This is a genomic window from Thioalkalivibrio sp. AKL12 (assembly GCF_000377925.1).
Lineage (GTDB): Bacteria > Pseudomonadota > Gammaproteobacteria > Ectothiorhodospirales > Ectothiorhodospiraceae > Thioalkalivibrio > Thioalkalivibrio versutus.
In genome coordinates, this window is record NZ_KB898893.1 from 158956 (window position 1) to 182521 (window position 23566).

General features: G+C 67.9%; 20 protein-coding genes. 15 read left to right on the plus strand and 5 right to left on the minus strand.

Annotated features, from left to right (window positions below):
• Window positions 1-182 precede the first annotated feature (182 nt).
• Window positions 183-3413 (plus strand): EAL domain-containing protein, encoded by a 3231-nt coding sequence (locus D579_RS0105490; RefSeq protein ID WP_018951335.1) that lies wholly within the window; start codon window positions 183-185, stop codon window positions 3411-3413.
• A 27-nt stretch (window positions 3414-3440) separates the two neighbouring features.
• On the opposite strand, the gene D579_RS0105495 is transcribed toward D579_RS0105490, so the two are convergent.
• Complete coding sequence (locus tag D579_RS0105495; protein WP_018938002.1) at window positions 3441-4166, minus strand: hypothetical protein; 726 nt, start codon at window positions 4164-4166, stop codon at window positions 3441-3443.
• A 65-nt stretch (window positions 4167-4231) separates the two neighbouring features.
• On the opposite strand from D579_RS0105495, the gene D579_RS0105500 reads away from it, so the two are divergent.
• From D579_RS0105500 to D579_RS0105515, 4 genes are read left to right on the plus strand one after another with little or no spacing between them, the layout of a single operon-like run.
• Complete coding sequence (locus D579_RS0105500) at window positions 4232-4873, plus strand: TetR/AcrR family transcriptional regulator (RefSeq protein ID WP_018938003.1); 642 nt, start codon at window positions 4232-4234, stop codon at window positions 4871-4873.
• Window positions 4863-5423 carry a carboxymuconolactone decarboxylase family protein gene (locus tag D579_RS0105505; RefSeq protein ID WP_018938004.1) on the plus strand — a complete coding sequence of 187 codons (561 nt, stop codon included), beginning with the start codon at window positions 4863-4865 and terminating at the stop codon, window positions 5421-5423. Before D579_RS0105500 ends, D579_RS0105505 begins: the two co-directional genes overlap by 11 nt.
• A gap of 36 nt (window positions 5424-5459) precedes the next feature.
• On the plus strand, window positions 5460-5837 hold the full coding sequence (locus tag D579_RS0105510; RefSeq protein ID WP_018176524.1) for a DsrE family protein: 378 nt from the start codon (window positions 5460-5462) through the stop codon (window positions 5835-5837).
• Between the two features lie 53 nt (window positions 5838-5890).
• Complete coding sequence (locus D579_RS0105515; RefSeq protein ID WP_018951336.1) at window positions 5891-6985, plus strand: DUF3524 domain-containing protein; 1095 nt, start codon at window positions 5891-5893, stop codon at window positions 6983-6985.
• On the opposite strand, the gene mltF is transcribed toward D579_RS0105515, so the two are convergent.
• A complete protein-coding gene (mltF, locus tag D579_RS0105520; protein WP_018951337.1) occupies window positions 6972-8438 on the minus strand; it encodes a membrane-bound lytic murein transglycosylase MltF in 1467 nt (488 codons plus the stop codon). The two genes, D579_RS0105515 and mltF, sit on opposite strands and share 14 nt — an antisense overlap.
• 407 nt (window positions 8439-8845) lie before the next feature.
• On the opposite strand from mltF, the gene D579_RS0105525 reads away from it, so the two are divergent.
• The 3 genes from D579_RS0105525 to D579_RS0105535 all read left to right on the plus strand — a co-directional run bounded on the left by D579_RS0105525 (window position 8846) and on the right by D579_RS0105535 (window position 10705).
• Window positions 8846-9097 (plus strand): GlsB/YeaQ/YmgE family stress response membrane protein, encoded by a 252-nt coding sequence (locus D579_RS0105525; protein WP_018938007.1) that lies wholly within the window; start codon window positions 8846-8848, stop codon window positions 9095-9097.
• 23 nt (window positions 9098-9120) lie between these two features.
• Window positions 9121-9318 (plus strand): DUF3185 family protein, encoded by a 198-nt coding sequence (locus tag D579_RS0105530; RefSeq protein WP_018146324.1) that lies wholly within the window; start codon window positions 9121-9123, stop codon window positions 9316-9318.
• A gap of 115 nt (window positions 9319-9433) precedes the next feature.
• Window positions 9434-10705, plus strand: a complete 1272-nt coding sequence (locus D579_RS0105535; protein WP_018951339.1) for an OmpP1/FadL family transporter — start codon at window positions 9434-9436, stop codon at window positions 10703-10705.
• Window positions 10706-10744: 39 nt separating this feature from the next.
• Here the strand turns inward: D579_RS0105535 and D579_RS0105540 are convergent, their stop codons facing one another.
• Window positions 10745-11701, minus strand: a complete 957-nt coding sequence (locus D579_RS0105540; RefSeq protein WP_018951340.1) for a matrixin family metalloprotease — start codon at window positions 11699-11701, stop codon at window positions 10745-10747.
• Window positions 11702-11824: 123 nt separating this feature from the next.
• Here D579_RS0105540 and D579_RS0105545 point away from each other — a divergent pair, with 123 nt between their 5' ends.
• Window positions 11825-12250 (plus strand): DUF3617 family protein, encoded by a 426-nt coding sequence (locus D579_RS0105545; protein ID WP_018938010.1) that lies wholly within the window; start codon window positions 11825-11827, stop codon window positions 12248-12250.
• A 127-nt stretch (window positions 12251-12377) separates the two neighbouring features.
• On the opposite strand, the gene D579_RS0105550 is transcribed toward D579_RS0105545, so the two are convergent.
• The gene (locus D579_RS0105550) at window positions 12378-12977 is read right to left on the minus strand and encodes a DUF938 domain-containing protein (RefSeq protein WP_018951341.1); all 600 of its coding nucleotides are present in this window, start codon (window positions 12975-12977) and stop codon (window positions 12378-12380) included.
• Between the two features lie 95 nt (window positions 12978-13072).
• On the opposite strand from D579_RS0105550, the gene D579_RS0105555 reads away from it, so the two are divergent.
• Entirely contained in the window at window positions 13073-13921 is an 849-nt protein-coding gene (locus D579_RS0105555; protein WP_018951342.1) for a bifunctional nuclease domain-containing protein, read from the plus strand.
• Between the two features lie 22 nt (window positions 13922-13943).
• On the opposite strand, the gene pgi is transcribed toward D579_RS0105555, so the two are convergent.
• Window positions 13944-15587: a glucose-6-phosphate isomerase gene (gene pgi, locus D579_RS0105560; protein ID WP_018951343.1), complete on the minus strand. Its 1644-nt coding sequence runs from the start codon at window positions 15585-15587 to the stop codon at window positions 13944-13946.
• A gap of 130 nt (window positions 15588-15717) precedes the next feature.
• Here pgi and glgA point away from each other — a divergent pair, with 130 nt between their 5' ends.
• The 5 genes from glgA (at window position 15718) to D579_RS0105585 (ending at window position 23556) form a co-directional block, all read left to right on the plus strand.
• Window positions 15718-17205 carry a glycogen synthase GlgA gene (gene glgA / locus D579_RS0105565; RefSeq protein ID WP_018951344.1) on the plus strand — a complete coding sequence of 496 codons (1488 nt, stop codon included), beginning with the start codon at window positions 15718-15720 and terminating at the stop codon, window positions 17203-17205.
• Window positions 17206-17287: 82 nt separating this feature from the next.
• On the plus strand, window positions 17288-20131 hold the full coding sequence (ppc, locus tag D579_RS0105570; RefSeq protein ID WP_018951345.1) for a phosphoenolpyruvate carboxylase: 2844 nt from the start codon (window positions 17288-17290) through the stop codon (window positions 20129-20131).
• Window positions 20132-20245: 114 nt separating this feature from the next.
• The gene (locus D579_RS0105575; protein ID WP_018168003.1) at window positions 20246-20518 is read left to right on the plus strand and encodes a PP0621 family protein; all 273 of its coding nucleotides are present in this window, start codon (window positions 20246-20248) and stop codon (window positions 20516-20518) included.
• 9 nt (window positions 20519-20527) lie between these two features.
• Window positions 20528-22165 carry a PAS domain-containing sensor histidine kinase gene (locus tag D579_RS0105580; protein WP_018951346.1) on the plus strand — a complete coding sequence of 546 codons (1638 nt, stop codon included), beginning with the start codon at window positions 20528-20530 and terminating at the stop codon, window positions 22163-22165.
• The gene (locus D579_RS0105585; protein WP_018650459.1) at window positions 22162-23556 is read left to right on the plus strand and encodes a sigma-54 dependent transcriptional regulator; all 1395 of its coding nucleotides are present in this window, start codon (window positions 22162-22164) and stop codon (window positions 23554-23556) included. The genes D579_RS0105580 and D579_RS0105585 overlap by 4 nt, the downstream gene beginning before the upstream one ends.
• The last annotated feature ends 10 nt before the right edge of the window (window positions 23557-23566 follow it).

The window sequence follows — 23566 nt, forward strand, 5'->3', positions numbered from 1 at the left end:
GCTCCCCCGCTGCGACTTGCATCCCCGCCACACCTCCCCGCAAGCTAGACCCTCAATTCCGTAAACCGGCCTCACCCTTGCCGAACGTGGCCGAAAGGAATGTGCGTGCCTGACCACTCATCCCGGCCGTCTCGCCGCATCGCCTCCGGCGACCCACGCCCCGACTCGCGAGTCGGCCGCTGATGGACCTCTCGCCCGCCGCTTTCACCATCCTCTACCTGGTCTACGGCCTGGCGTTCTTCTCTCTGGGTGTGGTCGCCCTGGTCCTGCCGCGGGGCGATGGCACGCTGCCATTTGCCCGGCATTTCTGGCTCCTGGCCCTGTTCGGTCTGGTCCATGGCACCTACGAGTTCCTGCAGGCCGCAGGCCTCCACTATCCGCCCGCCCGGGACCTGTGGCTCAACGCCACCTGGCAACTGCTCTCCTATGTGCCGCTGCTGGAGTTCGGACGGCGCGCCCTGATCGTCAGCCACGCACGCATCCGCCTGGATGCCCTGTGGCTGTACCCGGTCATCGTCGCCGGACTGCTGCTCGTCATCGGGATGGCGGAGGATCCGGGCCGCGGCCTCGCCAATGGCGGGCGCTACCTGGTCGGCTTCCCCGGCGCGCTGCTCGTCGGCCTGGCCTTCTGGTTCCTGTTGCGGCGCCCCGCCCTGCGCGCCCCGCAACCCGGCGATCATGGCCGCCACTATCCGGCCGTAGCCACCCTGGCACTGGCCTTCCTCGGCTATGCCTTGCTGACCCCGTTCCCGGGGACCGTCGATCCGGGGCTGCCCGGCTGGCTGCCAACCTATGGCGACTTCCTCGAGGCGACCGGGCTGCCAGTACAGATGTTGCGCATGTTCACGGCCCTCCTCGCCGGCATCGCACTGATGAGCCTGACCCGCACCCTGGGCACCCAGCAGGGCGACGACCTGCTGCGCATCCTCGACACCCTCAACGGCTTCGTCTATCGCTGCCGCAACAACCCGAGCTGGGACGTGATCAATGCCGAGGGCGGAATCGAGGAATTCACCGGGTACCCGCGCGGGGATTTTGTCGAGGGCGGCATGACGTTCGGCGACCTGATCCACCCGGATGATCGCGAACGGGTATGGCGCGAGGTCTCGGAGGGCCTTCAGCGCTCCGGTCAGTTTCAGATCCAGTGGCGCATGATGCGGCAGGATGGGGGCGTATGCTGGGTATTCGAACGCGGGGCCGGCACCTACGACGACCGGGGCCGGCTTCGGTACATCCAGGGCCACGTGATCGATGCCGACGAACTGGTCACCACCAGCGAGAGCCTGCGCGCCAAGACCGACGAACTGGAGGCCTTTCGCTCCACCCTCGATCTGACCCTGGACGCGGTCTTCCTGTTCGACGTCGAGACCCTGCGCTTCATCTACGTGAACCAGGGAGCAGTGGACCAGACCGGCATCGCGCGCGAGGACCTGCTGACCCTGCACCCCTTTGATATCAAGCCGGACTTCCCGGAAGGCCGCTTTCGTCAGCTGATCGAGCCGCTGCGCCGGGGCGTACGCGACCAGCTCCGCTTCGATACCAGCCACCGGAATCGCGACGGCTTCGATGTGCCGGTCGAGATCTCCCTGCAGATGGTGGCGCCCCGCGGCGAGACGGCCCGGTATGTGGCGATCTCGCACGACATCACCCAGCGCAAGCGCAACGAAGAGGCGCTGCTGCAGGCCCTGGCCGAGCTGGAGACCTCGCGCGACGAACAATCCCGCCTGCTGGAACTGACCCAGCGCGAACAGGGGCGCATGGCCGCCCTGCTCTCCGCGATGAGCATCGGCATCCTGTTCGAGGACCGCGACGGCCGCGTGGAATACGTGAACCCGGCCTTCCGCCGGATGTGGGCCATCGACAACCAACTGGAATTGGTGGGACGGGCCTCACGCGAGGTGCTGGAGCACTCCACCCACCGCTTCGCCCGGCCGGACCACGCCTCGCGCCATGTGCTGCACGTGCTGGATACCCACGAGATCAGCGAACGCTTCGAGGTCGACCTGTACGACGGGCGCATCCTGACCCAGGTCTCCTACCCGGTGCACGATACCGACGAGCGCACCATCGGCCGCCTTTGGCTGTACGAGGACGTGACCCACGAGCGCCAGACCGCCCAGCAGCTGGTCTATCTGGCCGAGCATGATGCCCTGACCGGGCTCTACAACCGCCATCACTTCCAGAAGCACCTGGAACACATGATCCACAGCGAACGCCGCCGCAGCGGCCGCTTTGCCCTGCTGTATTTCGATCTCGACGAATTCAAGACCATCAATGACACCTTCGGCCACCGCGCCGGAGACACCGTGCTGGTACGCGCGGCCGGCGAGATCGCCGCGCTGGTTCGCAGCCAGGATATCTTCGCCCGCCTGGGCGGCGACGAGTTCGCCATCCTGGTCGATCGCGACTCGGAGCACGAGCCGATCGAGCTGGCCGAACGCGTTGGCCGCGCGATCGCCTCGATCCCGTTCCGCTTCCGCGGCCAGAACTACCGGCTCACCGCCAGCATCGGCATCGCCCACTACCCCGAGCACGGTGACAACGTGGAGGACCTGGTGGCCCACGCGGACACCGCGATGTACCAGGCCAAGGACCTGGGCAAGAACACCTGGGCGGTATTCGACCGCAGCCGCAACACCGCCGAGCACATGCTGGAGCGGATGTCCTGGAGCCAGCGCATCGCCTCGGCCCTGGAACTGGGCCATCTGGAGCTGCACTACCAGGGGATCTACGCCATCGATGACGGCCACCTGCACCACCTGGAGGCCCTGGTGCGCATGCGCGACCCGACCAAACCCGACGAGATCGCCATGCCCGGCCAGTTCATCCCGATCGCGGAGAAGACCGGCCAGATCCTGGATATCGACCGCTGGGTGATCCGCGAGAGCATCGCCCGCCTGGCCGGCGACCCGGCGATCGCCGGCATCGCGATCAACATCTCCGGGCGCAGCTTCGACGAACCCAGCCTTCCGCAGTACATCGCCCAGCAGCTGGCACAGCATGCGGTCGAGCCCCGCCGGCTGATCATCGAGCTGACCGAGACCGCCGCGGTGTCCGAGATGCAGGACGCCCAGCGCTTCATCGAGGCGCTGCAGCACACCGGCTGCACGGTGTGCCTGGACGACTTCGGCTCCGGCTTCTCCACCTTCGCCTATCTCAAGTACCTGGGCGTGCAGATCCTCAAGATCGACGGCATGTTCGTGCGCGATCTGCCCAACAACCGCGACAACCAGGCCTTCATCCGCGCGATGGTCGATGTCGCCCGCGGTCTCGACAAACGCACCGTCGCCGAGTGCGTGGAAGACGGCCCGACCCTCACGATGCTGGCCGAACTGGGCGTGGACATGGCGCAGGGCTATCACCTGCACCGGCCATCCCTGGAGATCCCCCGCGAACGGAGCGACACGGAATAGAACCGGCGTTCCTTTCCGGAAAGCGGCTCAGTCCATCACTTCGACACGCTCAACGAGCTCCGCCCCACCCCCCTCGAAACGAAAGCCGACGGCATCCGTCGCGACCCGGAACTCGCCTTCCGCCTGTATCCAGCCCTGTTCCAGGACGCTCGCGTCGACCCGCTCGAACAGCCGCTGCAGCGCCAACGCAGTGGCACCCCGGGCCGCGTATTCCAGGCCGTGGCACTCCCATCCGGCACGGGCCGCATCCGCCAGTCTCCAGCCGGTCTCGACGAACCCGGCAATCCACAGCGCGCGCAGCACCCCGTCACCCCACTGCTGGCGCAACTGCGCCATCCCGGAACGCGTATCCGCGGCGGCCTCCACCGTCGCGACCAGCGATGCGGGCAACAGCTCGCGCCAGTCATCGCTCTCGAAAGCGCCCGGCATCAAATCCTCGTCGATAATCTGAACGAAGTCCGGGACCGGATCGGAACCCGTGCGCTGCGCCAGCTGGATCAATGCCCCGGCCTCGTCGCGATAACCGGACAGGGCAAACCCGCACAAGTGATGATCCACGATGTCGTGCACGAACACCGACGTCGGGATGCGCTCGCCGGCAAAGGGCGTCGCCGCGATCACGTCCGCGCCGCGTCCTGGCAGATCCAGCTTCCAGCCACGCACCCCAAAGCCATCCGCCCAGGATTCGGCGTAGTGCGCCGGGATGGCCACGCCACCCTCGTCCCCATCCTGTATACCCCGTTCGCGCGTCATTGGCTCGTCTCCGTACAAGGTGTCGTTCTTGCACTTTACCGACCGGTCAACTAGTGTGCAAAGACATGGAAGCCATCACACCCAACGACACCCGCGGTGCAAGCCGCGAAGCCCTGCTGCAGGCCGCCCGCGACCTCATTGTCACGCGCAGCTACGCCTCCGTCGGCATTGCCGAGATCTGTGCGCAGGCGGGCGTGCGCAAGGGCAGTCTGTACCACTTCTTCCCCGGGAAGGAGGCGCTCACCCTGGCGATGCTGGACGCGCTCTACGCGGACTTCGAGCGCGACGTGCTGATCCCCGGGCTGTCGGGCGCCAACGGGCTCCGCGCTCGCATCGACGCGTTCGTCCACGCGATCCATGCCTTCGAGGCGCGGATGCAGACGGAATCCGGACAGCTGCCCGGCTGCCCCTTCGGCAACCTGGCGGTGGAGATGGGTACCCACAACCCGGCCCTGCGCCAGGCGATCCGGAAGCACCTGGATGCGGTCACCGCACATTTTCGCGCCGTGCTGGACGCGGCCGTACAGAACGGCGAGCTTCCGCCCGAAACCGACACCGCGGCCGCCGCCGAACAGTGGCTGGCGCTGATGGAAGGGATCCTGGTGATGGCCAAGGCCGATCAGGATCCGACCACGATCCTGCGCCTGGGCCCCGCGCTCGGGGCGCTCCTGCTCAACCCGACCCCGGAGGTCCACCATGAGCGATGAACACTTCCCCCTGCATGACGCCGCCAGCGCCCCCGACGCGAAGCCGGCCTTCGAGCAGGCCGAGCAGACCTTCGGCATGGTCCCCAACCTGATCCGCAAGATGGCCAGCGCGCCAGCCCTGGCGGAGGCCTATCTGTCCCTCAATACCCTGCTGCAGCAGACCTCCATGAGCCCGACCGAGCAGTGCACCCTGCTGCTGACGGTCAGCCGCTATCACGAATGCGACTACTGCATGGCCGCGCACAGCATGACCGGCCGCATGACCGGCGTTCCGGACGGCGTGGTCGATGCGCTGCGCGAGGACCGACCGATCGACGACCCGAAGCTGGAGGCGCTGCGCCAGTTCACCCGCGCCATGATCGAACAGCGTGGCTGGGTCAACGAGGCCACCCAGCAGGCCTTCCTGGACGCCGGCTACACGCACCCGCAGATGCTGGAGGTGATCCTGGCGATCGGCCTGAAGACCCTGTCCAACTACACCAACCACATCGCCGGCACCCCGGTCGACGAGCCCATGGCCGGCGAGCGCTGGACGGCACCGGGCGCATAACCGCGCCGTCCCAACGTCCCCGAAGGAGAAACCAACATGAGCGAAGAAACCGCCGATCTTGTTGTCATCATGATCACCGGGCCGGAGAACAAGCGCCGTCTGCCGTCGGCCTTCTTTCTGGCGGCCACCGCCGCCGCAAGCGAACAGAACGTCATCATGTACTTCACCGGGCCGGCCACGGAACTGCTGAAAACCGGCGTCGCCGAGAACATCCATCCCATGGAGGGCGGCAAGAGCATCGCCGACTTCATGAAGAACGCCATGGACAACGGCGTCCAGATGATGGGCTGCCGGCAATCGCTTGAGCTGAACGGAATGGATGAATCGGATCTGGCCTACCCGGACCTCCCCTTGCTTACGCCCTCGCAGGCCTTGCCTTCGCTGGGGTCGGCCGGCAAAGTCCTGACCTGGTAATCACCCGAGGGGCCGCACCGGTGGCCCCTCTCCGACCGGAGGCGTACAGGGGCGTGCCGGACCATCGCAAGCGCATCCTCCTGCTGTCTGCCTATCGCGCCGACAGCCACGCGGCCTGGGCGGACTGGTTAACCAGCACCTTCGATGCGTTCGACTGGCAGCTACTGGAACTGCCGGGGCGCCACTTCCGTTGGCGCATCCGTGGCAACCCGATCTCCTGGCTGGACGAACTGGCGACCACGGAAGCCGACGCAGTCATCGCCACCTCGATGGTGGATCTCGCCACCCTGCGCGGACTCCATCCGCATCTCGCCGCCCTGCCGACGCTCTACTACGTGCACGAGAACCAGTTTGCCTATCCGCTGGGCCCGCAACAGGTGGATTCGGTGGACCCGCAGATGGTGCAGATCTATGCGGCGCTGGCCGCGGACCGCATCGCCTTCAACTCGGCGTTCAACCGCGACTCGTTCCTGGAAGGGATGGCGACCCTGCTCGGACGCATGCCGGATGCGGTACCTCCCGGGATACGGGACCGACTGACGCAGCGCAGCGCGATCCTCCCGGTGCCGATCCAGCCAACGGCCGTGGCCGGCGGCACTCGCGATCCGGGCCTGATCCTCTGGAATCACCGTTGGGAATACGACAAGGCCCCGGAGGCCTTTGCCGAGGCCATGCTGACGCTGGCCGGGTCGGGCGTGGATTTCCGTCTTGCCCTGCTGGGACCGCGGCCGGCGAACGCCCCCGAACCCCTGCAAAAGCTGCGCGAGGCCCTGGGGAACCGGATCATCGCCGATGGCAAGCTGCCCCGCAGTGAATACGACGCGTTACTGGGCCGCGCAGGTATCGTCGTCAGTACCGCCCGGCACGAGTTCCAGGGCCTGGCAGTGCTGGAGGCCAGCGCCGCTGGTGCCACACCGCTGGTCCCGGATGCCCTGGCCTACCGCGAACAATACCCCGATGCCTGTCGCTACCCGCAAGGCGATGTCGACACGCTGACGCAGCGCCTGCAGGCATGGCTGCAACAAGGCGCCCCGCCCGCACCCGACGTCCGCGCGTGGACGTCGGGGCGATTGGAGCCGGACTGGAAACGGATGCTGGACGACCTCGTTATGGGCGACCGCAAGGGATCACGGGTCAATCGCGGCTGACGACGACCCGATCCGACATCTCGTCCTCGGCCACGAACACCGGGCGGATCACGTCGCGGTAATTGCGGATGCGCTGCACGTAGTACACCGGCTGATACCCGCGCGCATAGCCGTAACGCAGATCCTTGTAGTAACGCTCCTCGGTCAGTAGCGGCAGGATCTCGCGCATGTCGGCCCAGCGATCCGGGTCCCGTCCCAGCTCGCGCGCCAGGCGGCGCGCATCCAGCAAGTGACCCCGGCCGATGTTGTAGGCCGCCAGCGCCAGGTAGGTACGATCCGGCTCGACGATGTCATCCGGCAGCAACCCGTGCTGACGCTGCAGGTAGCGGGCCCCGCCGTCGATGCTCTCCACCGGGTCCAGGCGATCCACGCCCAGCGACTCGGCGGTGCGACGGGTCAGCATCATCAGCCCGCGCACGCCCGTCGGGCTGCGCGCCTCCGGATCCCAGTGCGACTCCTGATAGGCCAGTGCAGCCAGCAGATCCGCGGGCAAATCCGTGCGCTCGGCCGCCTCCTCGAAGTGGGGATGGTACTGGGGCAGGCGATCCTCTATGCGCCGGTTCAGTGCGCGCAGGTCGACGAAGTCGAACTGGTTGATGTAGGCGTAATAGCGCTCGTCCACGAGGTCGCGCAGCTCGCGGCCACCGGCGCCCTGCATCCAGGTCGCAGCCAGCTCGGCGAGCTCGGCGTGTTCCGGATCGACATACCACCCCAGCGCGCGCGGCGCGGACAGATCGAAGGCGATGTCGAGATGCGGGAAGGAGCGGCGGTTGTAACGCACGATGTGCGAATCAGCCACGGTGCAGCCGATCTCCTGCCGGGCGACCTGCGCCATCAGGCGCTCGGTGCCGATCTCGCGCACCTCGAAATCGACCGATTCCGGAAGCGCCTCCTCCAGGGTTTCGACGTAGCTGCTGCCGGCCGAGACGACCAGATCGACGCCCTCCAGCTCGTCCGTCGAACCCGGCATGCCGGACAAGTCGCGATGGCAGACGACCTGCTCGCTCACCTCCATGTAGTGCGGACCGCGGCGAAAGCGCTCGTCACGCGACGGCAGATGGGTCAGACCCGCTGCCGCCATGTGCGCCGCGCCGGATTCGAGCGCCTCGAGGACACCGGAAACCGAGTCGGCCATGACCCATTCCACCTTCCAGCCATGCGCCAGGGCAAAGCCTTCGACCAGGTCGTGCTCGGTGCCGGACGTCTCCAGATGCTGGTCAAAGTACCAGGTGGTGGGTGCGTTGCGGGTCACCACGCGCAGCGTGCCGGTCTCATCCACGGAGGCCAGGCGATCGCCCGCAGCCGCGTTGGAAACCATCGTTCCGGATTGCCCGTTCTCCGAACCACACCCGGCCAGTAACGCCAGCAGGGCCGCCGGGATCAATGCCCGGAAGGCTCGCCCACAGCGCGCGGAGCGAGTGACCCGTCCCGTGCGCTTCGATTGTTCGGTCATACCGGTTTCCTTCCCGTCGGCAGCCGGCGTCAAACGCCAACCGATTCCATGACGGATCCATGAATGTCCGATACAGAGACTAGGGTTTTGCGGAATGGTTCTCAAAAATACCCACACTCGCGGGGTTGCAGAATCACCAAGTATCCGTTCACGGATGTTCGGCTCACCCGTGCCGGTGGGCACAAGGGAGACACGCCCTGTACAGTCGAAGTCCGGCCCATCGCCGAGCGAACGACCGCGGCCAGGAACAAGGCCAAAGGCTCCGCCAAACCCAGCGGGCATCCTTGAGGCCTGGGAGGCACTGATCAATTCGCACGCCCGTGCTCGAGTTGATCAGTGCCTCCCTGGGGGAACGCCTCGACATCCGCGCGATCCAATCGCCCGTCACTTGCCAGGAGCGCGACAACATGCCCGTGGAATCCCTTCTCCTCCTCCTGCTCATCGGCGGCATTGCCGGCTGGCTCGCAGGCCTGCTGGTACACGGGTCCGGGCAGGGTATCCTGCTGAATATCGTGGTTGGCGTGATCGGCGCCTTCCTCGGCGGCTGGCTGTTCACCCAGCTCGGGGTGCAGGCAGCCGGACTGATCGGCAGCCTTGCCGCCGCCACCGTGGGCGCCGTGCTGCTGCTCGGTCTGCTTGGCTTGATCCGAAAGGCCTGATCCACCCGATCCAAGGAGTTCTCATGATCCAGATCCTCGGCATCATCCTGCTGGTTGGCGGCCTGATCGCCGCCCTGGTCGGTGTTCAGGACGCCTTCGGCATGCGCGAGCGCGCGGCGCGGCTGTTCCTTGGCCGCTTCACCCGGCGCACCCTCGCGCTGCTTATCGGTGGCGGCGTGGCCGCGCTGATCGGCCTGATCCTGATGACCTCGAAAATGTGATGCGGTTGGCGTGATCTTCCCGAGGCGGTAGGGTCCGCCTCGGGGGAGCCTGCGACCGACACCGGACGCGGCATCGCTGCGGCCCCCCTTGGAACAAAAAACGAGGGGAGACCGCATGACTCTGACACCGTCTCGCCGCCTGGCGCTCTCGATCGCCGTTAGCTCCGCCCTGTTTGCCGCCCCCGCAACCCTGATGGCCGCCGGCTTCTACATCCAGACGCAGGGCGCGTCCGGCCTCGGCCGGGCCCATGCGGGGGATGTCGCCGTCGCCTCAAATGCCTCCACCATCTACTTCAACCCGGCCGGCATGACCCGCCTGAAGGGCAACGAACTCCAGGCCGGTGTGCATCTGCTGATGCCCAACTCCGAGGTCAATCAGCGCAGCACCCAGATCCCCGGGCGCGACAGCAGCAACCCCTACGATCCGACCCCGGTGCCCAACCTGTACTGGGCACAGCAGTACTCCGACCGAGTCTGGCTGGGCTTCGGCCTCAGCGCCCCGTTCGGCCTGAAGAATGAGTACAACGACGACTTCTTCGCCCGCTACGACTCACTGGAATCCGACCTGCGCGTGCTCAATCTGCAACCGAGCATCGCGTTCGAGCTGACCGACCGGATCTCCATCGGCGGCGGCCTCGACCTGCAGTACGCCGATGCCACCCTGCGCAGCGCGACACCAGACCCGGCCGGTCTCAATCCGGACACCGACGGGACATTCGAACTCGAGGGCGACAACTGGGATGTCGGCTTCAACATCGGGATGCTGTTCGACCTGAGCGATGCGACCCGCCTGGGCATCCATTACCGTGAAGGCGTCACGCATACCCTCCAGGGCACAGCCACCGCAACGCTATCGACAAACGACCCCCTACGCGCCCAAGTAGGCGACACCATCGTTCAAGGTGGCCAGGCCGACCTGAAGCTGCCCAATATCGCCTCGATTGGCATTCGTCATCGCTTCAATGACCGCTGGACCGGCCTGGCCCAGTACACCTGGTTCAACTGGTCGAACTTCGACGAGATCCGGATCCAGTTGCCCCAGGGCAACGAACAGGTGCTGGAACAGAACTACCGCAACAGCTATGCCCTGGCGGTGGGGGCCGAGTACGCGATGAACTCGCGCTGGACCCTGCGTGGCGGCATCCAGTACGACCAGACCCCGACGCAGACCGACGGGCGCAGCACGCGCACCCCGGATGGCGACCGCACCTGGTTCTCCTTCGGTGCCAGCTACGCCAGCAGCGAGCGCTTCACCTTCGACCTGGGCTACAGCTACATCCACATCGCCAGCGAGGAGCTGGACATCACGCGTAACGGCGTGAGAATGCAGGGGACGACCAAGGGTCACGTGCACGTCCTGTCGGCCGCCATGCGCTACCACTTCTAGCGCCGAATCCGGGGCTGGGCATGCGCCCCGCCCCGTTCATCACCACTCCAGCTCCACTCCGCAGGCCGCCGCCAGGGCGCGTCGGTCGGCGTCGCTCAGGTCGCGCCGTCCGGCGTTGGCCTCGCCCAGGATCGCATGCATCACCGCCGCCGGGTCGTCCACGTGCTCGATCCCCAGGGCGTGCCCCAGCTCGTGCGCCAGCGTCAGGCGCAGCTCGTCCGCGTCACTGGCCTTGAACACGGTGATGGAGCGCCGCGTGCCCTGCTGCTCGTAGACCGCCATGTCGAAGGCCCCGGTCGCGCCGATCTCGCGGTTCAGTTCCGCGACCCGTTCGTTGAAGCCATCGATCTCGCCCTCGAGGTCGCGGATCTCGCGGTTGAGCTCGTCGCGCCGACGCTCCAGCGTGCGACGGCCCTGCTCCAGGTCGTCCCGCGCCGCATCCAGCGCCCGGCGCTGCCGTTCCAGCCGCTCGCGGTTCCCCGCGCTGTGCGCCATGCGTCCGGCATTCCAGGCGGCCACCGCCTCTTCGTACTCGCGCTGGCGTGCCTGAAGGTCCTCCAGGCGCCCCTGGTAGCCCGCGGCATCCGCTGCGAGCGCCGAGTGCCGGTGATCCAGACGCTCCTCGCGCTCGGCGATCCCCCGCTTGAGCCGGTCCAGCTCCGCGCGCGCCCGGTCGCGGCTCTCGGCACCCGCCTGGCGCTCGTCGAACACCAGCCGGACCGGCATGCCTTCGCCCTCGCGCTGACGGAAAAGTGTTTCCGGCGTCGGCCCGTCCCACATGCTCACGGCCGCATCCAGGGCCGCCTGCACCGCGTCACGCTCCAACCGGAAGCGCGGGTCCACGGCCTCCAGATGCAGGGTGATGGGCACCTCGCAGCGCGGCGCGGCCAAGTGCGCATGCCCCGCGGAGCCGCCCGACAAGTGCCCCTCCTGCCACAGGACACCGCCCAGCGCGAGCGCCCCGACACCGCCGACCAGCCATAACGGTATTGCCATTACAGTTCCTCCCTCGCACACACCCAAGGTACCAGCCAGCGGGCGCCGCCACCCGCGTTTGCCCCGTCATGATGCGCCAGGCACCATTGAACCCATTCGATACCCCCGATTCAGGAGACTGCCATGCTGCGCACCCTTCTTGCCGCCCTGCCGCTCGTTGCCCTGCCGCTCGTCGTCCAGGCCGAGACCCCGAACATCCAGCCCGGTCTCTGGGAAAACCAGACCACCATGATCATGGAAGGCATGGGCGGCATGCCGGACCAGACCGAGACCAGCACCGAGTGCGTCACCCAGGAAGACATCGACCGCGGCGAGAACATCATCGAGGCGCCGGAAGGCTGCACCCTGGACCACGTCGACATGAGCGCCGACCGCATGGACTACACCATGAGCTGCCCCGGCCCGCAGGGCGGACGCATGCAGATGGACGGCAGCATGCGCTTCATGGGTGACCGCGCCGAGGGCGAAATGACCAGCGAGATGGACACCCCCATGGGCCCGATGAACGTGCGGATGGAAATGCGCGGCCAGCGCATCGGCGACTGCTGACCCCCCGTATTCACCACGGAGGTCACAGAGGGCACGGAAACGAAGAACGATCTGGAAAGAGCCGCAAGTACGGGGCGCGACTTGCGTCACTTCAGCCCCCGGACTTTTCTTCGTGCCTTCGTGGTCGTTAAGCCCTGCGCCAGAGGAGGATCTGATTGTTGGCCGGCAGGTCGAGGACCGCGGCGGGCTCGAGGCCGGCGGCCGTGGCGAGGGCATCCAGGTCGGCGCGGTCACGCACGCCCATGCCCGGATCTTGCGCCCGCAGCATCTGGTCGAACCGGGCGTTGGATTCGGCAGTATGCGAACCGTCGTGGGCAAACGGGCCGTACAGCGCGAACAGCCCACCCGGCGCCAGTACCCGGGCCACGCCGGCAAACAGCGCCTCCACCGCCGGCCAGTGCATGATATGCACGGTATTCGCGCTGTAGACGTACTCGAACGGCCCCTCCGGCCAGGCATCCCGCAGCACGTCCAGTTTCAGCGGGGGCCGCAGATTGGGCAGGGCCGCGTCGCGTCGCCAGGCCTCCACGCCCGGCAGGTTCTCTGCCACGTCACTGGGATACCAGTCGAGATGCGGCAAAGCCGCGGCGAAATGCGCCGCGTGCTGCCCGGTGCCGGCGCCGATCTCCAGCACCCGTCCATGCGCAAGGAACTGCTCGCGCAGCTGGGCCAGGATCGGCGCGCGGTTTTGATCCGCGGCCGGGGCATAGGGCTTGTCGGAGGTCATCGCAGCGATCCGTTCACGGGGGACAAGGCAGTATTCTGGACGCCCCGCAACCGCACTGCCATGATCGGGATACACCCTATTTCCAGGCTGCCCTGATGACACCCCGCTTCCGGTTGTTCCTGCCCGCCCTGCTCGTCCTGTTGCTGGTCATCGGCGGCGAGGCGCTGGCCCGCGACATGGCGACCGACCCGGAGCGCCTGCTGCCGGTCGAACTGGCCACCGTCGGGGTGGATGCCGGCTCCGGCACGCCCATCGCGCTGTTGCGACACCCGGCGTCCGGCGAGGTGGTCCCCATCGTGATCGGGACCGACCAGGCCCGCGCGATCCTGCTGGCCATGCACGACATAACACTGTCGCGCCCGCAGACCCACGACCTGATGATCGACCTGCTGGAGCAGATGGATGCGCGCCTGGAACGGGTGATCATTGACGGCCTGGAGAACGGTACCTATCTCGGCTGGCTGGAGGTACGGATCGCCGGCGAGGCCGAACCCCGGTTGATCGACACCCGCCCCAGCGACGGGCTCGCCCTGGCGGTACGCAGCGGGGCCGCCATCCATGTCGCGCCGGAAATCCTGGAGGCCGATGTCGCCTTCGACTACACCCCGCCGGGCGAGGACGAGGTCGTCACCGCCCTCGGCATCACCGTTGTGGAGGCCCGCAACGACCTGCGCGAAGCCCTGCAACTGCCGGACGAATCCGGCGTGCTGGTCAGCCGTGCCGCGGGCCGCGCCGCCGCCGCGGGCCTGACCCACGGCGCCCTGATTCTGAAAGTGAACGGGCGCACGCCCACCACCCCGATGGACTTCCTCGAGGCGATCTCCGCGACACCGGAGGGCGAGCCCGCCGAAATCCGCTACTGGCTGGATGGCGAGACCCGCAGTATCACGCTGCCCACGGACGTCCCCGAGATCAAGGAGTCCGACGACGCCCTGACCGTCTGAGCAGAGCCGGAACGGACGCGGGTCAGTCCCGCGGCGGAAGCCGCGGGCGCAGCCAGTCGAGCGTGGCGGTGGTTGCAAGATCGTGCTCGCCGGCGGTCGCGCCGGGCGCCAGGTCCTCAAGCACCTGACCGGCCAGCTGCTTGCCCAGCTCCACCCCCCACTGATCGAAGGCGTTGATCCCCCACAGCGTGGCCAGCACGTAGATCTTGTGCTCGAACAGCGCGATCAACGCGCCCAGCGTGGCCGGATCCAGGCGTTCCAGCAGAATCAGCGTGCTCGGCCGATTGCCGGGGAAGGTCCGGTGCGGCGCCAGCGCATCAATCGCCTCCGGCGACTGCCCGGCCGCCGCCATCTCGGCGCGCACCGCGGCCTCGTCCTTGCCCATCGCCAGCGCCTCGGCCTGCGCCACCAGGTTGGCCAGCAGCAACGGGTGCTGCGCCGGCAGGTCGTGCTCGGGGCGGGCCACGCCGATGAACTCGGCCGGGATGAAGCGCGTGCCCTGGTGGAGCAACTGGAAGAAGGCGTGCTGACCATCGGTGCCCACCGCACCCCAGACCACCGCGCCGGTTGCGTCCGTCACGACCTGCCCGTCCAGCCCCACGCGCTTGCCCAGGCTCTCCATCTCCGCCTGCTGCAGGTACGGCGGCAGCAGCGACAGGCGTTCGTCGTAGGGCAGTACCGCGCGCGACTGCGCCCCCAGCAGGTTCTGGTTCCACAAATCCACCAACGCCATGCGCACCGCGGCATTGCCGGAGACCGGCGTCTGGAGCACGTGTTCGTCCATGGCATGGGCCCCGCCGAGAAAGGCGCGGAAGCCGTCCATGCCGAGGAGCAGCGCCACCGGCAACCCGATGGTGGACCACACGGAATAGCGTCCGCCAACCCAGTCCCAGAAGCCGAACATGTTGTCCGGGTCGATACCGAACTCCGTTACCCGGTCGCGCGCGGTGGAGACCGCCACGAAGTGGCGCGCGACGGCCGTGTCGTCCGGCGCATGCCGCAGCAGCCAGGCGCGCGCCGCACGGGCGTTGGTCAGGGTCTCCTGGGTGCCGAAGGTCTTCGATGCGACGATGAACAGCGTGGTTTCCGGATCGGCCTCGCGCAGCACGGCGGAGAGCGCCGCGCCATCCACGTTGGAGACGAACTGCACGGTCAGCGGCACGCCGTCGGCCGTCGCCTGTGCATGCGGCGCAAGTGCCCGGCAGACCATGCGTGGCCCGAGGTCGGAGCCGCCAATGCCGATGTTCACCACGCGACGGATCGGACGCCCGCTGTAGCCACGATGGACCCCGTCGTGGATCCGCCGCACGAACGTCTCGACCCGGTCGAGCTGCGCATGCACCTGCGGAACCACGTCCGCGCCATCCACTTCACAGTGGGCGTCGCGCGGCAGGCGCAGGGCCGTGTGCAGGGCCGCCCGCCCCTCGGTGGTATTGACCCGCTCGCCGGCAAACAGCGCGCGCAGCGCCTCCGATACCTCACAGGCCGCAGCGCGCTCGTACAGGGCATCCCAGGCCGCACCGTCCAGGCGCTGGCGCGTCCAGTCCAGGCGCAACCCGGCGATCTCCTGCACGTCGCGTTGCACGCGATCCGGATCGCGCGCGAACAGCTCGCGCAGGGGCTCGTCCGCCAACCGTCGGGCCTCGACCCGCAAGGCACTCTCCATCACCGCACCCACTCCTGCCGTCATCCTGTGTCCTCGATTGTCCCAAGCCCAGAGTGCCGCCCCGGCCCCTGCGTTACAATTAACAGAAAGTCATCCGGCGCCGCCGGTTCCGCACTTGGGGATTTTTTGCATGCGCATCCTGTTCGCCAGCAGCGAGGCCTACGGTCTGGTCAAGACCGGGGGGCTCGCCGATGTCAGCGCCAGCCTGCCCGCCGCCCTGCGCCGGCGGCGCCAGGATGCCCGCCTGGTGCTGCCCGGCTACCCCGAGGCCTGTCGCAACCTGGTGGATGCCACCCCGCGCCCGGGTCCGGACGGCGCCCCCTGGCAGATCATCGAGGGCCGACTGCCCGGGACCCGGCTCCCGGTCTACCTGATCGACTGGCCAGAATACTTCCAGCGCGCCGGCAACCCCTACAGCGCCAGCAACGGCATGGACTGGCCGGACAACGCCCAGCGCTTTGCCGGTTTCGCCCGCGCCATCGTGGCGCTGGCGCGGGACGAGGCCGGGCTGGACTGGGCGCCGGAACTGATTCACCTGAACGACTGGCAGACCGGTCTCGTGCCTCTGCTGCTGGATCCGGAGCGCACCGGCGTCGAACGCCCGCGGACGGTGTTCACCATCCACAATCTGGCCTACCAGGGCCTGTTCCCGGCGAGCACCGTGCAGGATCTGAACCTGCCCGCGGACCTGTGGCACCCGGAGGCCCTGGAGTTTCACGACCAGCTCTCGTTCATGAAGGCGGCCCTGATCTTCGCCGACGCGATCACCACCGTCTCGCCCACCTACGCCCGCGAGATCCAGGAACCGGTCCACGGCATGGGGCTGGACGGCGTATTGCGCGCCCGCAGCGCCGACCTGCACGGCATCCTCAACGGGGTCGACTATAGCGACTGGGATCCGGCGCGCGACCGCCACATCGCCGCGCGCTACAGCGCCGAGGACCTCGCGGGCAAGGCCGCCAACAAGGCGGCATTGCAGACCCGCATGGGCCTGGAGACCACCCCGGACATCCCGCTGCTGGGCCATGTCGGCCGCATGGTCGACCAAAAGGGTGTCGATCTGCTGCATGCGGCCTGCACGCCACTGCTGGAGGCCGGGCGCATCCAGCTGGCGCTGGTCGGCTCCGGCCAGAAGGACCTGGAACACGCCACCGGCGCCCTCGCCCGCGCTTACCCCGGCCAGGTCGGCGTGCACATCGGCTACGACGAGCCGCTGGCCCACCAGATCGAGGCCGGATCCGACCTGTTCCTGATGCCGTCGCGCTTCGAGCCCTGCGGGCTCAACCAGCTCTACAGCCTGCGCTACGGCACCCCGCCGGTGGTCCACGCCACCGGCGGTCTGGCCGACACCGTGGTGGATGCCACGCCGGAGAACCTGGAGGCGGGCACCGCGACCGGTTTCAGCTTCACCCCGGACAGCGTCGCCGCCCTCGGCGCCGCCCTGGAGCGCGCCCTGGCGCTGTATACCGCCCGCGGCGACGGCCACTGGGAACAGCTGATGCACAACGGCATGGCACGCGACTTCGGCTGGACCGCCAGCGCCGATGCCTATCTCGCCCTGTACCGCGAACAGCTTCCGCGCCGCAGCCGGCGTGCGAAGGCGGCATCTGCGCTATAATCGCGTCCTTTTCGCGACCTCCCGAACCCCAACCGGCAAGCCCAGGCAGCGGCGATCGTCGTCCTGCGCGCACAGGCCCGATATGACTCGAAGCGATCAACACGACCGATTCCTCCCCAAGGACAAGGAACTGCGCGCCCGCGTGCGCCTGTTCGGGGAACTCCTGGGCAACGTGATTCACGACCTGGAAGGCCAGGCCGTGTTCGACGCGGTGGAGAAGCTGCGCCGCGGCTTCGTCAGCCTGCGCAAGGACGAGGATCCGGACCTGCGCCGCCAGCTGATGGCCGACATCACGCACTTCGACGCCTCGCTGACCGAGCGCGTGATCCGCGCCTTCAGCATCTACTTCAGCCTGGTCAACATCGCCGAGGAAGACCTGTTCTACCGCTGGCGCCGAGCCCAGGTCTCCAGCGGCGAGCCGCTGTGGACCGGCTCCTTCGACCAGACCCTGCGCGAGCTGCATGGCGAAGGCGTCACCGCCGAGGAGCTGGAACGCCTGCTCAACGAGCTGCACTACCAGCCGGTGTTCACCGCCCACCCCACCGAGGCCCGCCGCCGGACCACGATGGAGAACCAGCGCCGCGTGTTCGAGACCGCCGACCGGCTGAACCAGCCGGGGCTGGGCGAGGAAGAGCGCCGCCTGATCACCGAGGAACTGGAGACCCAGATCCAGATCCTCTGGCGCACCAACGAGGTGCGGGTGAAAAAGCCGCAGGTTCAGGACGAGATCAAGTACGGCCTGTTCTATTTCGAGGAGAGCCTGTTCGAGGCCATCCCGCAGTCCTACCGCTTCCTCGAGAAGGCCATCCGCCGGATCTACGGCGTCAATCCCGACGGCAGCCTGCCGGTACGCATCCCGGCCTTCCTGCACTTTGGCTCCTGGATCGGCGGCGACCGCGACGGCAACCCGAACGTGACCCCCGAGGTCACCGAGCTGTCCTGCCGCCTGGCGATGGAACAGGTCCTGCGCGAGTACCTCAAGCGGGTCAACCACCTGCGCAACGTGCTGACGCACTCGTCCTTCATGTGCCAGCCGTCGCAGGCATTCCTCGACAGCCTGGACGCCGACTCCAATATCGCCAACGCGGTGTTCCAGGGCGCCTCCGACCGCTTCGAGAGCGAGCCCTACCGGCGCAAGCTCTACATCATGCGCTACCGTCTGCGCGAGACCCTGGACACCGTGGTGCGCCGGGTCCGCGGCGAGGCCGCCGTGCTGCCGACCAACAGCGCCTATGCCGACGCCCAGGCCTTCCTGAACGATCTCAAGCTGATCCGCGACTCGCTGGTCAGCCATGGTGATCGCAACATCGCCAGCGGCGCGCTGACCGACCTGATCCGCCTGGTCGAGACCTTCGGCTTTCACCTGCACCACCTGGACGTGCGCCAGGAGTCCACCGTCCACTCCGACGCGATCGCGGAACTGCTGGGCCAGTTGGCACCGGACACCGACTACGCCGCGCTGGACGAGACCGGCCGCCAGCAGGCGCTGAGCGAACTGATCGCCTTGGAGAACCTGCCCGAGGTGGACTGCAAAGCCCTGGGCGAGAGCACCCGCGAGACCCTGCGCGTATTCGAGGTGATCCAGAGCATGCGCCGCGAGGTCGGTCCGGACGGCATCGGCACCTACGTGATCTCCATGACCCACGCCGCCTCGCATGTGCTGGAGGTCCTGCTGCTGGGCCGCCTGGCAGGTCTCGCGGGCAACGACGAAGAAGGCAACCCGTTCTGCCATCTGCGCATCTCGCCGCTGTTCGAGACCATCGAGGACCTGCTGCATGTCGAGGACGTCCTCGAGGGCCTGCTGTCCAACCCGGTGTATGCACGACTGCTGGCCGCCTCCGGGAACATCCAGGACGTCATGCTCGGCTACTCCGATTCCTGCAAGGACGGCGGCATCCTCGCCTCCAGCTGGAACCTCTACGAGGCACAAAAGAAGATCGTCGGCATTACCGATCGCTTCGGCGTGCGCTGCCAGCTGTTCCACGGCCGCGGCGGCACCGTCGGGCGCGGCGGCGGCCCGACCCACGAGTCCATCCTCGCCCAGCCCCCGGCCACGGTGCAGGGCCGGATCAAGTTCACCGAACAGGGCGAGGTACTGTCGTACAAGTACTCCAACGTGGAGACCGCGGTGTACGAGCTGGGCATGGGTGCGACCGGCGTCATGCTCGCCTCGCGCAGCCTGATCCGGCCGCCGCGCAAGGACCGCGACGACTACCGCGCCACCATGCACGAGCTCGCGCAGGCTGGCGAGGATGCCTACCGCGAGCTGATCGACCGCACCGAACGCGTGCTCGATTACTTCTACGAGATCACCCCGGTACAGGAGATCGGTTTCCTGAATATCGGCTCGCGGCCATCGCACCGGCGCAAGACCGACCGCTCCAAGAGCTCGATCCGCGCGATCCCCTGGGTCTTCGGCTGGGCCCAGGCGCGCCACACCCTGCCCGCCTGGTACGGCATCGGCACCGCGCTGGCACAGTGGCGCGGCGACGACCCCGAACGCCTGGCCCAGTTGCAGCGCATGTACCAGGAGTGGCCGTTCTTCCGCTCGTTGCTGTCCAACTGCCAGATGGCCCTGACCAAGGCCGACATGCGCACCGCCGCGGAGTACGCCCGCCTGTGCAGCGACCCGGAACTGGCCGAGCGCATCTACGTCCTGGTGCGCGAGGAACACAGCCGCACCGTCACCGAGGTGCTGCGCGTGGCACAACTGGACCGACTGATGGACGAAACGCCCCTGCTGGCGCGTTCGCTGCAACGGCGCAACCCGTACCTGGACCCGCTCAACAGCATCCAGATTCACCTGCTGCGCGAGTCTCGCCAGTTCGACGCCGAGGCCGACGACGACACCGACGAAAACCCGTGGCTGTCGCCCCTGCTGCGCTCGATCAACGCGATCGCCGCAGGCATGCGCAACACCGGCTAAAGCCAACGGGCTCGCGGGCCTCCCACGACGGGGGTCCGCGATCGTCCTCCTGCCGGTACAACGGGGCGTCTACGCGGACGTGCACATTAATCAGTGTTTCCCTAGAATCACGCCATGCGCCTGCTGCTACTGATCGTCGCCATCGTCGCCGTGTTCCTTGCGGTGCGCACCCTCGTGCGCTCCACCAGCAACCGCAAGCAGGTCCGCCAGGATGAACGGCCCGAACGCCTGAAAGAGGGCGGCGCGGTAATCCGCTGCGCCTTCTGCGGCGTGCACGTGCCGGAGGCCGAGGCCTACCGCGACGGCGACCGCCTCTACTGCTCGCCGCAGCACGCCGAGGTCGACCGCAACCGCTCGGACGCCGACTCCCGCACCGAAGACGACTGACCCTCGTCCATGGATAACCAGTCCGGGGGGAACACGCCGATCGACGCCGACACCCGGCGTTCCGCCTGGCTTTTCGCGCTCTACCGGGTCTTTGTCGCGGCGGTCCTGCTACTACTCGGGCTGTTCCCGGATACCCCGCTGGGGCTGCATCTCGTCACCCCCCAGTTCTACGCGGTCATCGCCACCGCCTATCTCGCGTTTGCGCTCGTCGCCGCCGCCTTCGCCTGGCGCTGCACCCACAATCCGGACACCACCAGCCTCACCCGTATCGCGTTGATCGGCGGCGCCGGCGACGGCATCGGCCTGATCGCGTTGCTGATCGTCTCCGGAGGGGTTGGCACCGGCATTGGCCTTCTGCTGGTCCCGGCCCTGGTGGCGGCCGTGCTGCTCTCCAGCGCACGCTTCGCCCTGACCCTGGCCGCGATCGCCACCCTGGCCCTGTTGCTGGCCGAGGGCGTGAGCGCACTATTCCTGCACCCCGCCGATACCGCCATCACCCAGGCGGGGCTGCTGGGTGCCACCCTGTTTGCGGCCGGCCTGCTGGCCCGCCAGTTCGCCCGTCGGGCCGGCGAGACCCGCGCCCAGGTGGAACGCCAGGAGGTGGACCTGGCCAACCTGGCCGAACTGAACGCCCAGATCATCGCGCGCATGAGCGCCGGTGTCATCGCGGTCGACCCGGACGGGTACATCCGCTCCATCAACGAGGCCGCGCGCCGGCTGCTCCCCCCGCGGCCGGGACGCCACCTGTCGTCCCTGTCGCCCTCGGTGGCACGCGTGATCCGCGACTGGCAGCGCAACGGCATGCCCACGACCAGCCAGCAGCTGCCGGGCGACCGCGACCAGCCTGCCCTGCGGATCCGTCTGGCCCCGCTGGGTGACCGCGGCGACCAGGGCAGTCTGCTGATCCTGGAGGACGCCGCCGAACTCCAGCGCCAGGCCCAGGCCGGCAAGCTGCAGGCCCTCGGCCGCCTGACCGCCAGCATTGCCCACGAGATCCGCAACCCCCTGGGAGCCATTAGCCACAGCGCGCAGCTGCTCGGCGAATCGCCGGATCTCAAGCCTCACGACCAGCGCCTGCTCGACATCATCAACAACCAGAGCAAGCGCGTGAACGAACTGATCTCCAACGTCCTCAGCCTGTCACGCAGGGACGCCGGAGGACGCGAGCGGCTGAACCTTCAGGAGACCCTGGATCGCTTCGCCGAGGAGTTCTGCGGTGCGCTGCAGTTGCCGCGAGAGACCCTGCATGCGCGCATCGAGCCGGCCGATTCCGAGATCCAGTTCGACCCCTCCCAGCTCAACCAGATCCTGTGGAACCTGTGCAGCAATGCGCGCATCCATGGCGGCCACGATCAGCCCGACAGCCCGCCCATCGTGCTGCGCGGCGGCGCCGGCCAGGTCGCGCGGGTGGTCAGTCTGGACGTGATCGACGCCGGGCCGGGCATCTCTGCCGAGCAGGAAAAGGACCTGTTCGAACCGTTCGTCTCCGGGCGTGCCGGGGGCACCGGCCTTGGCCTGTACATCTCGCGCATGCTGTGCGAAAACAACGGGGCATCGCTGGAATACGTCCACACACCCATCGGCGGCTGCTTCCGGATCCTGTTCGCCCCCCTGGAAACCGATTCGCCAAAGGAACAAGGCGCATGAGTATCCGCCACGTGCTGGTCGTGGACGACGAGCCCGACATCTGCGAACTACTCGAGATCACCCTGGCCCGCATGGGCCTTGAGGCCACCACGGCCACCCGCCTCGAGCCGGCCCGCGCCCTGATCGCCGAGCACGACTTTGACCTGTGCCTGACCGACATGCGCCTGCCGGACGGCGACGGGCTGGACCTCGTCCGCCACATCCAGAGCGAACGCCCGGAGCTTCCCGTGGCCGTCATCACCGCCCACGGCAGCGTGGATACCGCCGTCCTGGCGCTGAAGCTGGGCGCCTTCGACTTCGTCAGCAAGCCGGTGGACCTGAAACAGCTGCGCGAACTGATCGACGCGGCCCTGCGCCTGGAGCCGGCTGCCTCGATCGCGGAAGAGCCCGGCGACGACGCCACCCCGGCTACCCCCGATGACAGCCCGCTGCTGGGCCAGTCCGAGCCCATGCAGCGTCTGCGTGCCACCATCCACAAGCTGGCGCGCAGCCAGGCCCCGGTGTTCATCTCCGGAGAGTCCGGATCCGGCAAGGAGCTGGTCGCGCGCGAGATCCACCGCCTCGGCCCGCGCGCCGAACGTCCGTTCGTGCCGGTCAACTGCGGCGCCATCCCCGGCGAGCTGATGGAGAGCGAATTCTTCGGCCACCGCAAGGGCGCGTTCACCGGGGCCACCCAGGACCATACCGGTCTGTTCCAGTCCGCCGACGGCGGCACGCTGTTCCTCGACGAGGTCGCCGACCTGCCGCTGCCGATGCAGGTGAAGCTGCTGCGCGCCATCCAGGAACGCGCCATCAAGCCGGTCGGTGGCACCCGCGAGATCCCGGTCGACGTACGCATCCTCAGCGCCACCCACCACGACCTGGAAAAGGCCGTGCGCGAGGGCCGCTTTCGCCAGGATCTCTACTACCGCCTGAACGTGATCGAGCTGAAGGTGCCGCCGTTGCGCGCGCGCCGCGGCGACATCGAACGCCTGGCCACGCGCATCCTGCAACGCATCGGCGAGCAGTGGCAGACCGGCGACCTGGAGCTGGCACCCGACGCCCTCGCGGCCCTGCAGGGGCACGGCTTCCCCGGCAACGTCCGCGAGCTGGAGAACATCCTGGAACGCGCCGCCACGCTGTGCGAAGGGCCGCTGATCCGCGCCGGCAACATCGACCTGCCGGCGAACGGTCTGGGCACCGAACCCACCCCGGGCGCGAAGTACGGCGAACCCGAGAACGGCTTCGACGGCGCGGAGAGCGCCCTGGACGACCAGCTCGCCGCGCAGGAACGCCAGGCCATCGCTACCGCCCTGCAGCAGACCGGCGGCAACCGCACGGCCGCCGCACGCCTGCTCGGCCTCAGCTTCCGCCAGTTGCGTTATCGCCTGAAGAAACTCGGGATCGACTAGGGAGACGTTG

What these genes read in the sequence shown, in the direction of transcription:
- ppc (WP_018951345.1), top strand. Translation starts at nt 17,288, where the DNA reads ATGACTCGAAGCGATCAACACGACCGATTCCTCCCCAAGGACAAGGAA.
- D579_RS0105540 (WP_018951340.1), bottom strand. Translation starts at nt 11,701, where the DNA reads ATGGCAATACCGTTATGGCTGGTCGGCGGTGTCGGGGCGCTCGCGCTG.
- D579_RS0105495 (WP_018938002.1), bottom strand. Translation starts at nt 4,166, where the DNA reads ATGACGCGCGAACGGGGTATACAGGATGGGGACGAGGGTGGCGTGGCC.
- D579_RS0105500 (WP_018938003.1), top strand. Translation starts at nt 4,232, where the DNA reads ATGGAAGCCATCACACCCAACGACACCCGCGGTGCAAGCCGCGAAGCC.
- D579_RS0105545 (WP_018938010.1), top strand. Translation starts at nt 11,825, where the DNA reads ATGCTGCGCACCCTTCTTGCCGCCCTGCCGCTCGTTGCCCTGCCGCTC.
- mltF (WP_018951337.1), bottom strand. Translation starts at nt 8,438, where the DNA reads ATGACCGAACAATCGAAGCGCACGGGACGGGTCACTCGCTCCGCGCGC.
- glgA (WP_018951344.1), top strand. Translation starts at nt 15,718, where the DNA reads ATGCGCATCCTGTTCGCCAGCAGCGAGGCCTACGGTCTGGTCAAGACC.
- D579_RS0105490 (WP_018951335.1), top strand. Translation starts at nt 183, where the DNA reads ATGGACCTCTCGCCCGCCGCTTTCACCATCCTCTACCTGGTCTACGGC.
- D579_RS0105585 (WP_018650459.1), top strand. Translation starts at nt 22,162, where the DNA reads ATGAGTATCCGCCACGTGCTGGTCGTGGACGACGAGCCCGACATCTGC.
- D579_RS0105505 (WP_018938004.1), top strand. Translation starts at nt 4,863, where the DNA reads ATGAGCGATGAACACTTCCCCCTGCATGACGCCGCCAGCGCCCCCGAC.
- D579_RS0105575 (WP_018168003.1), top strand. Translation starts at nt 20,246, where the DNA reads ATGCGCCTGCTGCTACTGATCGTCGCCATCGTCGCCGTGTTCCTTGCG.
- D579_RS0105555 (WP_018951342.1), top strand. Translation starts at nt 13,073, where the DNA reads ATGACACCCCGCTTCCGGTTGTTCCTGCCCGCCCTGCTCGTCCTGTTG.
- D579_RS0105535 (WP_018951339.1), top strand. Translation starts at nt 9,434, where the DNA reads ATGACTCTGACACCGTCTCGCCGCCTGGCGCTCTCGATCGCCGTTAGC.
- D579_RS0105550 (WP_018951341.1), bottom strand. Translation starts at nt 12,977, where the DNA reads ATGACCTCCGACAAGCCCTATGCCCCGGCCGCGGATCAAAACCGCGCG.
- D579_RS0105580 (WP_018951346.1), top strand. Translation starts at nt 20,528, where the DNA reads ATGGATAACCAGTCCGGGGGGAACACGCCGATCGACGCCGACACCCGG.
- D579_RS0105525 (WP_018938007.1), top strand. Translation starts at nt 8,846, where the DNA reads ATGCCCGTGGAATCCCTTCTCCTCCTCCTGCTCATCGGCGGCATTGCC.
- D579_RS0105530 (WP_018146324.1), top strand. Translation starts at nt 9,121, where the DNA reads ATGATCCAGATCCTCGGCATCATCCTGCTGGTTGGCGGCCTGATCGCC.
- D579_RS0105510 (WP_018176524.1), top strand. Translation starts at nt 5,460, where the DNA reads ATGAGCGAAGAAACCGCCGATCTTGTTGTCATCATGATCACCGGGCCG.
- pgi (WP_018951343.1), bottom strand. Translation starts at nt 15,587, where the DNA reads ATGGAGAGTGCCTTGCGGGTCGAGGCCCGACGGTTGGCGGACGAGCCC.